General features: G+C 66.7%; 7 protein-coding genes and 1 pseudogene. 4 read left to right on the forward strand and 4 right to left on the reverse strand.

What is annotated here, in order from left to right:
* Nucleotides 1-77 precede the first annotated feature (77 nt).
* The 4 genes from CCR97_RS11745 to CCR97_RS11760 form a co-directional block, all read right to left on the reverse strand.
* Nucleotides 78-851, reverse strand: a complete 774-nt coding sequence (locus CCR97_RS11745) for a WecB/TagA/CpsF family glycosyltransferase (RefSeq protein ID WP_170145821.1) — start codon at nt 849-851, stop codon at nt 78-80.
* Between the two features lie 241 nt (nt 852-1,092).
* Nucleotides 1,093-2,400: a polysaccharide biosynthesis protein GumE gene (locus CCR97_RS11750; protein ID WP_146618746.1), complete on the reverse strand. Its 1,308-nt coding sequence runs from the start codon at nt 2,398-2,400 to the stop codon at nt 1,093-1,095.
* Nucleotides 2,397-3,545, reverse strand: a complete 1,149-nt coding sequence (locus CCR97_RS11755) for a glycosyltransferase family 4 protein (protein WP_245428842.1) — start codon at nt 3,543-3,545, stop codon at nt 2,397-2,399. The genes CCR97_RS11750 and CCR97_RS11755 overlap by 4 nt, the downstream gene beginning before the upstream one ends.
* Before the next feature lie 211 nt (nt 3,546-3,756).
* On the reverse strand, nt 3,757-5,976 hold the full coding sequence (locus CCR97_RS11760) for a GumC family protein (protein WP_111357286.1): 2,220 nt from the start codon (nt 5,974-5,976) through the stop codon (nt 3,757-3,759).
* Between the two features lie 1,128 nt (nt 5,977-7,104).
* On the opposite strand from CCR97_RS11760, the gene CCR97_RS11765 reads away from it, so the two are divergent.
* The 4 genes and pseudogenes from CCR97_RS11765 to CCR97_RS31690 form a co-directional block, all read left to right on the forward strand.
* Nucleotides 7,105-7,878 (forward strand): sugar transferase, encoded by a 774-nt coding sequence (locus CCR97_RS11765; protein ID WP_111357287.1) that lies wholly within the window; start codon nt 7,105-7,107, stop codon nt 7,876-7,878.
* Nucleotides 7,879-8,030: 152 nt separating this feature from the next.
* Nucleotides 8,031-9,467, forward strand: coding sequence for a mannose-1-phosphate guanylyltransferase/mannose-6-phosphate isomerase (locus tag CCR97_RS11770; protein ID WP_111357290.1), 1,437 nt, complete (start codon nt 8,031-8,033; stop codon nt 9,465-9,467).
* A 101-nt stretch (nt 9,468-9,568) separates the two neighbouring features.
* The gene (locus CCR97_RS11775) at nt 9,569-10,846 is read left to right on the forward strand and encodes a polysaccharide biosynthesis/export family protein (protein WP_111357288.1); all 1,278 of its coding nucleotides are present in this window, start codon (nt 9,569-9,571) and stop codon (nt 10,844-10,846) included.
* A gap of 8 nt (nt 10,847-10,854) precedes the next feature.
* A pseudogene (locus CCR97_RS31690) lies at nt 10,855-11,155 on the forward strand (phosphomannomutase/phosphoglucomutase); the annotation flags it as partial.

The following is an 11,155-nucleotide window of genomic DNA, read 5'->3' on the forward strand; positions in this document are numbered from 1 at the left end:
CATCCGCATGTCGAGGCAGTTTCGGCGGCCGCTCGCCCGAGACGCCTTCACAAGCCCGGTGTGCGGCTCGCCGTTCCTCACCGGGCCGATCGCGCTCTGCCGCGGTCGGGCGTCGCGAGATCCGTCCCGATCGCTCCGAGGAACAACCAGGAGTCCACCAGATACCGGCGCCAGAGCCGACGCGGCTCGGATCCGAGACGCCACGCCCATTCGAGGCCGGCGCTGCGCATCCAAACCGGGGCCCGTCGCTTCGTTCCGGCGAAGAATTCCAGCCCGGCGCCGACCGGAAGGACGTAGCAATCGCCCAGGCGATCGCGATGACGATGCACCCAGATCTCCGACTTGGGCGCCCCCAGGCCCATCAGCAGATGGGTCGTGCGGTGCCGTCTGATCGCACGCGTGAGCGTGTCGGAATAGGCCTGATCCTTGCCGAAGTCCTGAGGCGCGACCTCGATCATCACGGCTTGGCTGTCGAATGCCCGCGCCTTCAGGAGATCGCGCAGGCGATCGGCCGTGCCCGTGTCGCCGACGACGAAAAACAGGCGGGCCTTCTTGGGATCGAGCGCCGGAAGCAGCGCCATGACGAGATCGGATCCCGTCACGCGCGTCAGCTCGCGGGCGCCTCTCAGTTTGGCATACATCAACACCGGAGCGCCGTCGGCGGTGACGGCCCAGGCCCGGTCGTAGGCATCGCGGAAGTCGTGGTCGTGCCTCAGCCGGACGACGTGATCGATGTTCGCGGTGAGGATCGTGCGCGGCCCGACGCCCGGTGCGATCCTCTCACGCGACAGCCTGTCGACGAGCTCGCTCTGCGTATGCGGCGAGAACGCAAGTCCAAATACCGCTTTCATGAAGGTCTCCGCTGCCGTTGCGCCCCACGTGCCCATTCCGTCGTCCGGTCTCTCGCACCGATGCTCGACCGCCGATCGGCGTTGATGCCACGGGCTCGTCCGCGTCTTCCGGCACGAGCGCGCCCATGCGGCGCGCATGTGCTCTTGCGCGCCGGCCCACGCCCCTTCGGGCGATCTCCGAGTTTTCAAGGTCCTTCGAAGGTTCTTCGAGCCCGGTACGGCTCGGCCGACGACCGAGCCGTCAGGACACCAGCGCGGCCCGCCTCCGCAACGGGTGGGCCGCCGCCGACCGCGTGACCGATCTCAGGTCCGGCTTCGCCTGCGGACGCTGCGGAAGCTGAAGCACGCCGTAGACGAACCAGAGCAGCGACGCCGTCTTGATACTCAGGAACGCGAAGCTGACGATCATGGTCAGCGAGAGATAGACGCAGACCGCATGGACATACCGGACCTGATCCGAGCTCCGGTTCGCGGACGCGAGGACGATCGCTCCCCAGATCAGGGCGACGCCGAAGATCGATTGGGTCAGCACCAGATAGCCGATGCCGCTGTCGACCGACTCCGACAGGAGGATCGGATCGCTCGAGATCCCGAGAAACTCGTCGACCGAGAAGCGGCTCAACAGGTGGACGGTATGTGCGATGCGGCCCGGGAAATCGTCCGAGCCCGCGGGGATTCCGCCGATCGTGACGTAGAGGAACGCGACCGCGAGCACGACCGGGAGATAGACCAGGGCGACCGAGCGCGGGAGCAGACGCCGCCCCATGACCGTGATTGCCACGATGAGCACCGACGACATCGCGGCGAGCCGGCTGTCCGAGCCCAGCATGGCGATCAGGGTTCCGCCGACGAGGAACAGGACCTGCGTCCGGGACAGCTCCTCGTATCGGGCGCAGATGAACGCGATGATCACGATGCAGTAGCTGCCCAAGGACACAGGCTCGAGAAACACCGACGATACACGGTGCAGATCGAGGAAGCTGAACAACCGGGAATCCGGCCTCACCGCATTGACGAACAGGTCCGAGTTCTTGTTCCAGAAGCTCTGGACGTCGTAGCCGCGCGTGTTGATGTAGTACTCCTTGACCTTGAACACCGCCGAGTATGCATCCGTCGCCAGGATCTCGAAGACCAGCGTGATCATCACGACGGCATGCACGATCACGACCACCCGGTTGAGCGACCGCCGGTCGAAGGTCATTCCGAGCACGACGAAGGTCGGGATGATCAGGACGTCGCGGAAGTATTTCGGATCAAACTGTTGCAGGGCCATCGATCGCCAGCAGGCGACGACCAGCAGGGCGGCCCCCAGCAGGTACCAGGGCAGCATCTGCGGGCGATAGTTCGCGAGCGCGACGGCATGAGCGGCGAGCACCAACGCCATCTCGGCCGCAATCACCAGGGCCGGCCCCAGCGACGTGATGTTTCCGTTGACCACGGCGAGGCCGGCGTTGAAGCATACGGCCGCGATCACCAGGAGACCCGGCACGACCCGCAAGGGCCGATGCGTCGCGAGGCTCTCTCGGAGAGGCACGGCGTGGCTGGTCATCGCCGCGCCCCGGTGCCGGGCGCCGGCGCCGCCTGGACCCGCTGCAGGGTCGCGATCGCGCGCTCGTAGCTGTGGCGTTCCAGATGCGCTTCGAGCCGCGCCTTCGCGGACACGGCCATGGTCCGGGCCGCGGCGGGATCCGCCCTGACGCGACGCAGTTGCGCGGCGGCATGGGCCACAGAGGGCTCGGCCCACCGGGCATCGTGGACCTGCTCGTAGTCCGAATGACCGTCGCCGAACGCGACGAGTTCGCAGTCGACCGGGAAGCTCGTCTCCGGGTGGCAGAAGTCGACGTTGCCGGACCAGTTGGTCGCGAGCACCGGAACCTCCAGCATCATGGCCTCGGCGAGCGGCAGCCCGAAGCCTTCCGATCGATGCAGCGATGCGTAGACGTCGGCGGAGCGAAGAAGATCGTCGATGCGCCCCGGCTCCCAGGTCTCGTCTATCAGGCGAATGTTCGGAGCGTCGGCGACCTCCGCGACGAGGCGGTCCTTGTCCTGCGGGTGACGGTCACCGCGACTGGTCTTGAGAACGAGCTCGGCGGTGGGATCGTCACCGAACGCGGACCGGAACGCCCGCACCAGCGCGATCGGGTTCTTCCGCTCGAACGACGACCCGTAGTTGAAGATCTGGACCGCCCTGAAGCGGCCTCCCGCGTCGGGCCGGTCCGGTCGAAGTGACGGGGAGGGGGCCGCGACGGGATGCGGAACGACCAGCACCGGCTTGTCCGTGTAGCGCGCGACGGCGTCCCGGCAGAACCGCGACGGCACCAGGACGGCATGCACGAAAGGGAGCGCCGCGATCCACTCCCGGGGAAGCGCCTCGAGCTCCCACGCCCAGTAGCCGATGTTGTAGGACCGGGCATAGCTCCGCAGGCCCGAGCCGACCATGCCGAGCAGCAGCATCGGGGGGTTGAGATGATAGATGGAGAGATCGGCCGCCAGTGCGCCCGCCGGTGCGCCCGCCGGTGCGCCTGCCGGTGCGCCTGCCGTACCGGCGGGGATCGGGAGCCGGTCGTCGCTGTCGAACAGCGCCGCGACATTGGCGCACGACACCGCGTATCCGGCGTGCTCCACGGTCTCCATGCACAGCCGGGCGGACTTTCCGATGCCGGACGCGGACGACAGCAGCCCGACGACCCGCACGGCGCGGACCGTCGCGATGTCGGGCGCCGGCGTCGGCCGGAACAGGCGCGGCAGGACGTTCCGTCGGAAAGCGCGGGCGGGCCGGCGGAGGGCCCGCCGGACGTAATGCATCGCCTGGGTGCCGGGGTCGTAGGTCGGCGCGGTCGAGGTCATGATGCCCGCTTCGCCTCTCTATGACGTCTGATGACCTGGCTCGGACGAGAGGGGCTTATCACAGCCATCCCCACCGCGCCGGGGGCGGGGCTTTGTTGATCACCGCGCCGGCGATTCGCTCGCCGACGACTACCGACCGGCCGAGCGCCAGTTCGAGATCGTTGCTGACGGTCCGGCCGTGCTCCACCACGATCACGATGGCATCGAAGATGCCCGCCGCGGCGGCGAGATCGATGTGGTCCAGCATCGCCGCCGTGTCGACGATCACATAGTCGTAGCTCTTGCGAAGACGCTGGAGCAGATGGCGCACCTCGCGCATCGCGAGGAGGTCCGGCCCGAAGTCGTCGATGCGCTGGGGCAGCACGTGGAAGCCGAGGGGATGCTCCACCGGCCGCTCGAAGAACGGGGTGTCGTCCGTGACGGCGACCGGGCTGGGGCGCCGGCTCTGGGCCGCCTCGATCGAGAGAGACGCGTTTCGCACGTTGCCGTCGATCAGCAGGGTCCGGTGGCCTGCCGCTGCCGTGACCACCGCGAGGCCGAGGGCCACGGTCGTCTTCCCGGTGCCCGCCTCGGCGGATGCCACGGCGACCAGGTGACCGCCGGTCGTCGCCGAGACGCTGTCGTCCAGGGCGACCTTGATGCCCTTCAAGGTATCGGCCGCCCGTCCGATGGCCGGATCTCGACCGCCCGACGTCGCATCGCCGTCGCGCCGCGGCGCGCCGTCCTCGGAAAGGTCCGCCGCCGGCGGGACCGCACCGTCGCGCCCGGTGCCGAAGCGGGTGAGCGTGCCGATCCACCGCATGCCGAGCCCCTGCTCAAGCTGGTCCGGTCGCGTGATCGAATGGTCGGTGTATTCCTTGGCGAGCGCTCCACCCATGCCGACCAGGGTTCCGGCGACGGCGCCGAGGAACAGCAGCAGCGCGGACTTGGGCGAGCTCTTGTTCAGCGGCGGCATCGCGTTCGTGACGATCCGCGATTCGGTGACGGGCAGGTACTGCTGCTGCATGAAGTCGCTGACGCGGGAAAAGCGGTTCTGAAGAAGATCGTGGAGCTGGCTCACCCGGGCGTGGTTGGCCTCGAGCCGCCGCAGCTCCGCCACGCTCGCACGCGTCTCCTCCACCTTGGCGTTCAGCTCCGCCGTCCGGCTCGACAGGCTGGCGAGCCGCAGGGTCGCGCTCTCGACGCTCGCGCGGTCGGCCGCCTCGGCGCGCCGGACCTCGTCCCAGAGTCGGCTGCGCAAGCTCGCGGCCGCGAGGGCGCGGTTCGGCTCCGTCGAGGAGGCCTCGTCCGCCACGGTGCCCGGGGCGCTCGCCACGAGGTTCTGATGCTGCCGCACGATCTCGCGAATCGCCGGGCTGTCGACCGCGGTCAGCAGCGACGCCTCGGGAAACGTCGAGCCGTCGCCCTCCGCGGCACGAAGCTGCTGGGTGCGCTCGAGGCGGGCCTTGGCGTCGGCGACGTCGGCCGTCGCCGCGTCGAGGTCCCGTTTGCGCTCCGCGAGCTGGAGCTCGTCGTCCGTGCGGCCTTCCGGACCGAGAACGATGCGATTGCGCTCCTTGTACGCGGCAACGGCGGCGGCCGCCGCCTCGGCCTCTCGGCCGAGCGTCTCGATCCGCTGGCGCATCCAGACGCTCGTCCGCTCGGCGTTCGCGAAACGCTGTCCGAGCTGGTCGTCCACATAGGCGGCGGCCACCGCGTTGGCGATCGTCGCGGCCTTCTCCGGATCGAGCGACGTGAATGCGATGGAGGTGACGAAGCTGTGCCCGACGCGCTTGACGGCCAGCATCTGCAGGAAGCTCGCGACGGCGGCGCGCTTCTTGATCGTGTCGGACGGTGTCTTGATCGTCGTCAGCCCGCTCGCGGCGAGGATGCGGGACACGAGCCCCGGCCCGTCTCCGACGAACTCGGGGTCCCGCCACAGACCGAGCTTGTCGACGACTTGGCCGGCGATCGTCTCGGAGCGGATCGTCTCGACCTGGTTCTCGACGATCGCGGGATCGATCAGGGCGTCCTGCGCCACCTCGGTCGGCGACGGAGGCGTGCGCTTGGTGTCGGGGATCAGTGCCGCTGTCGCGGTGTAGCGAGCCGGGGTCATCGCGAGGTAGAGCGAGACCGCCGCGAGGGCGAGAGCGGCCGCCAGCATAACGAAGCGGAATCGGCGTCGTATGATGGTGACCAGATCCACCAGGGTCCATTGCGGCGGAAGCGCCTCTCGCAGGGTCCAGCGATGTCCGGCTCGTCTCGTCTGCTCAGATGTGACATTGAGCACGTTCAGCATCAAAGTTCCCTCGCTGTCGCATTCCGTCGATGTGACGGCCCGGCACGAGCACAGCCGTTTCGGGCCCAGACCGTTGGCCAGAGCGATCACCCTGCGATCAGCCGCGTGCCGCGTGCGACCCCGCCTCGTCGTGTGAGGCCGCGTCGTACGACGGCGGCGTCTCGACACCGCGAGAATGCGTCCACGCTGCGGCGTTCTCCGACGAGCCGCACCATCGCCGGCGCGTCGATGTCGGGCACCTGACCTTGAACTTCAAGCTGCCGCCTTGCCCGACGTGATGATGCGACGTGATACCGAAGAGCGGAACGGTGGCCGCACGCTCATGTTCCACGGATCTGATCAGACGGCTTGACCAAAGTGTGGCGCCGAGAAATCCACAATTAGCGCATTCGTGCGTGTGCGGTGAGCACTGCACGTTTTGGGCAGGGATCAGGATCGCCGGGAGACGCGCGCGCTGGGCTCGTTCGGAGCTGGAAATCTGGATGTCGGAAATCGGACGAGACGCGGACTCGAGGGCGGTCACCGTAGAAGTACGATGATCAGCACGATCCAGATAACGACGTTGAATGTCAGGAAAATCAGAAGCAGACCGCGACGGGAATTCGGGCCTCTTCCAGCCGCGACAGAGTCTCGCCACATTGTCCTCATGCGGCGCCGGAACGAGCTGATCAGTTGAGAGAGCTCGCGGCCGATCTTTGTCATTCCACTCTTCCGGTTGAAGCTCCGCATGCGGCCTCTATTCGTCGCCGGCATCGGAGTTGACAGCATCCTAATCGACCAATGTGAGTGTGCAACGCACAATGATCGCGGTTCGCGCCGCAAGCGTTTTGCGCCGCGAGTTACGCACCGTGAGCTTCCGTCTCACAATGCTGTTACAGAATTAATCTCGTAAAGGAAAGCTGACATTCGATGATCGGTGTCATGATACGATAGTATACAAATCTTTACTAAAATTAACAGAGATCATTACTAAACAGATTGTGCACAATGTTTGTTCATTGCACTTCCTTACTGATACACCGCTGCATTCCGGCACGTCGGGTCCACCATCTGCGTTGTTGCAGCGTCGCCGAGTGTGCGACGCAGCATTCCGCGTATGAACTCCGATCAGACGAGGAGAAGTCACCGATGGCAGAACAAGACGTACTGTCGCGTGACGCCCGGTCCCTGCAGCTGACGAAAGACCGTGACGATCCACTCAGGACGTTCCGACGGCGCGTCGCCACGCCACGCGGCTTCGATCCTGTCGTTCGGCCGGGCATCCGCAGCCGTCCGTGCAAGCAGCGTCCTCGTCTGCAGCAGGAGCTCGCGCTCAAGCGCTGCTTCGACGTCGTCGGGGCGGGCATTCTTCTGATCGTCCTCTCGCCGGGGTTCCTCCTGGTCGCGATCGCCATCAAGCTGTCCTCGCCCGGCCCGGTGTTCTTCCGTCAACGCCGCTACGGACTCTTGAACGAGGAGTTCGAGATCCTGAAGCTGCGGACCATGTACGTGCACGTCTCAGACGAGACCGGGGTTCAGCAGACGACCAGCGGTGATGTGCGGGTCACCGCGATCGGCCGACTGCTCCGTCGATCGAGTCTCGACGAGCTTCCTCAGCTCTGGAACGTGCTTCGTGGCGACATGTCGCTCGTCGGTCCGCGACCCCATGTTCCACGCATGCTCGCCGGCGGCGTGCTCTACGAGGAGCTCGTCCCGTACTATTTCGAGCGGCACCAGATGAAGACCGGCATCACCGGGCTCGCCCAGGTCAACGGACTGCGCGGCAGCACCGAGGATCCGACGCTGGCACGGGCGCGCGTCGATCAGGATCTGGAGTACATCAAGTACTGGTCGCTCTGGCTCGATATCGTGATTCTCTGGCAGACGGCGCGTCGCGAGTTCATCTCCGGCAGCGGCATCTGATCGTGATCCGGCGAGGCGGCAGTCCTGCGTTCGCTCCGGGCCCCCGACCGCTTCGGAGCGGGCGGAATCTGGCGCGACGGGCCGGCGCGCGGCGTCACGATCACGATCTCACGATCTCACGATCTGGAACTCACGATGGAGAACTCGGCATGATGAGTCCCCGAAACGAGTCCAAGCAGGCGATCACTCCGGTTCTGCTGTGCGGCGGAACCGGAACCCGGCTGTGGCCTCTGTCGCGTGATTCCTATCCCAAGCAGTTCATCGCCATGCAGGGCGAGCTGAGCCTGTTCCAGCAGACCGCCCTGCGGGTCTCCGACCGGGCGTCGTACCGGCGACCCATCGTCGTGGTCAACGAGGATCACCGGTTCATCGCCGTGGATCAGTTGCAGGCCATCGACATCGCGCCGGCGACCCTGATCGTCGAGCCGGTGGGCCGCAACACGGCGCCGGCGGCGGCCGTGGCGGCGCTCCACGCATCCGAGCAGGACGGCGATGCGAAGCTGCTGCTCATGCCGGCCGATCACGTGATCGAGGACGAGGCGGCCTTCACCGCGGCCGTCACCTCCGGCCTCGAAGCGACCGGGTCCGGACGGATCGTGCTGTTCGGCATCGAGCCGAGCTCGCCCGCCACCGGCTACGGCTACATCCGCCAGGAGCAGCCGGGCGGCTCGGCGGTCTCGCGGGTCGCGGAATTCGTCGAGAAGCCGGATCCGGTCACTGCCGAGCGGTACCTCGCCGCGGGCGACTATCTGTGGAACAGCGGGATCGTGCTGGTCGCGGCCCGGCAGCTGCTCTCGGAGCTCGAGCGGCATGCGCCGGACGTGGTGACCGCCGCGCGTGCCTCTCTCGTCGACGGTGAGCGCGATCTCGATTTCCTGCGGCTCGGGGCCGAGGCGTTCGGCCGCGCGCCGTCCATCTCGATCGACCACTCCGTCCTGGAGAAGAGCGACCACGCCAGCGTGATTCGCGTTCGCTGCGGCTGGGCCGACCTCGGCGCGTGGTCGGCCGTGTGGGAGATCGGCGACCAAGACGCGGCCGGCAACGTCCTGGCCGGTCAGGCCGTCTGCGACGACTCGCACAATTGCTATCTGCGTGGCGAGGGCATCCTGGTCGCGGCCGTGGGTGTCGAGGACATGATCGTCGTGGCGACCGAAGATGTCGTGCTCGTCACCCGGAAGGACAGTGATCAGAACATCAAGCAGCTGGTCGAGCGCCTCAAGCAGGAAAAGCACGCGGCGGCCTTCACGTCCCGCCGGGTTCACCGTCCCTGGGGCTATTACGAGTCCATCCAGCAGGGGCATCGGTACCAAGTTAAGCGCATCACCGTGAAACCCGGCGGAAAGCTCTCGCTCCAGAAGCACTTTCATCGTGCCGAGCACTGGGTCGTCGTCAACGGCACCGCCCTCGTGACGCGCGATGCGGAGACCGTCCTGATTCGCGAGAACGAGTCCATATACCTGCCGCTGGGCTGCGTGCATCGGCTGGAGAACCCGGGGAAGCTCGACCTCAATCTGATCGAGGTGCAGTCGGGCGGCTACCTGGCCGAGGACGACATCGTGAGGATCGAGGACGTCTACGACCGTGTGTAGCGAGCCTGGTCGGTCGAACGCCGCCCGACCCGGGCGATCAGGGACGACGCTCGACCGTCCGATGCAACGGTTCGACGGACACCAGAAGACGAGGAAACACGATGCTGGCCGACCACTGGACCTCACGCCGCGGGACACGGGCACTCCTGTGCGCCGTGGCGCTCGCCGTCTCCGGCGCTTCGACGGCCTTCGCGGCGGAGTACCGGCTGGCCGTCGGCGACACGCTGGAGACATCGGTGGTCGGGATTCCCGAGCTGCAGCAGCGCATCCAGATCAACCGTGACGGCGAGATCTCGATTCCGCTCGGCGGGCAGGTCCGGGCCGATGGTCTGACCCTCGCCGAGGTCCGCGAGAGGATCCGCAAGCTGCTCCCGAGCAAGGAGTTCCGGCGGCGGAACGAGGCCGGGCGCGAGTATCCGGTGATCATCGCGCCGTCCGACATCGACGTGAGAATCTTCGAGTACCGGCCGATCTACCTGAGCGGTGACGTCTCCAAGCCGGGCGAGGTGCCGTACCGGCCCGGCCTCACGCTGCGCCAAGCGGTCTCGCTCGCCGGCGGCTACGACATCATGCGCTTCCGAATGAACAATCCGTTCCTCGAGCAGTCCGATCTCAGGGCCGAGTACAATTCGCTGTGGGCCGAGTTCGCCAAGGAGCAGGTTCACGTCGCCCGTCTGAAGGCGGAGCTCGACGGGAAGTCGGAGATCGACCGGACGAGCCTGATCGAGACGCCGCTGCCGTCCACCGTCGCGGAGCGCGTGCAGGAGCTCGAGGCGGAGAAGCTCCGGACCCGCAGCGTCGATTACGCCAAGGAGCGAGCCTATCTGAAGGAGGCCGTGGCCAAGGAGGAGGGGCGCATGCGAATCCTCACCGAGCAGCAGACGAAGGAGGCCGCCGGTGTCGAGGACGACAACGAGGAGTTCAGGCGCGTTCAGGAGCTGCTTCAGAGGGGCAGCGTCCCCATCACCCGCGTCGTGGAGGCGAGACGATCGCTGCTGCTGTCGTCCACTCGCCAGCTCCAGACGTCCGCCCAGCTCGCGCAGGTCGACCGCGATCGGGACGAGTTCTCGCGCAAGTCGACGAAGCTCGACGACGACCGCCGGCTCGAGCTGCTGAACGAGCTCCAGGAGGCGAACGTCAAGCTGTCCGGCATCCAGTTTCGCCTGAAGGGGCTCAGCGAGAAGCTCGTCTATGTCGGGATGGTCCGCTCTCAGCTCGTTCGCGGCAGCGGCAGCAAGCCGCAACTGACGGTCTTCCGTAAGACCGAGAAGAGCGGAATCGAGAGTCTCACCGTGGCCGAGGACGTGGAGCTGTCACCCGGCGACGTCGTCGAGGTGAGCCTGCAATCGGACTTTCTCCCCGGTCTTCCGGCCCGATAGGACACATCATGGCCATTGGTCACGCTCTTCGCGTTCCGCGTCATGCGGACCGTCCGGACGCCGCCGCGCGGTTTCCGACACCGCGCTCTGCGCTTTCGCCGAACACCTACGATTACGAGTCGCTGCCGCTGGTGAAGCCGACCGGCTTTCGCGAGTACGACGCGCGCTGGCTGTTCGAGAAAGAGATCAACCTGATGGGCGTGCAGGCGCTGGGCATGGGGCTCGGCACGCTGATCCGCCGCGCCGGCGTGAAGCCGGACATCGTGACGGGTCACGACTTCCGCAGTTACTCGGCCTCGATCAAGACGG

This window comes from Rhodoplanes elegans, assembly GCF_016653355.1.
GTDB lineage: Bacteria > Pseudomonadota > Alphaproteobacteria > Rhizobiales > Xanthobacteraceae > Rhodoplanes > Rhodoplanes elegans.

Bases quoted from the DNA above. Each gene is read 5' to 3' on its own strand.
- CCR97_RS11770 (WP_111357290.1), top strand. From the start codon at position 8,031: ATGAGTCCCCGAAACGAGTCCAAGCAGGCGATCACTCCGGTTCTGCTG.
- CCR97_RS11760 (WP_111357286.1), bottom strand. From the start codon at position 5,976: ATGCTGAACGTGCTCAATGTCACATCTGAGCAGACGAGACGAGCCGGA.
- CCR97_RS11775 (WP_111357288.1), top strand. From the start codon at position 9,569: ATGCTGGCCGACCACTGGACCTCACGCCGCGGGACACGGGCACTCCTG.
- CCR97_RS11745 (WP_170145821.1), bottom strand. From the start codon at position 851: ATGAAAGCGGTATTTGGACTTGCGTTCTCGCCGCATACGCAGAGCGAG.
- CCR97_RS11750 (WP_146618746.1), bottom strand. From the start codon at position 2,400: ATGACCAGCCACGCCGTGCCTCTCCGAGAGAGCCTCGCGACGCATCGG.
- CCR97_RS11765 (WP_111357287.1), top strand. From the start codon at position 7,105: ATGGCAGAACAAGACGTACTGTCGCGTGACGCCCGGTCCCTGCAGCTG.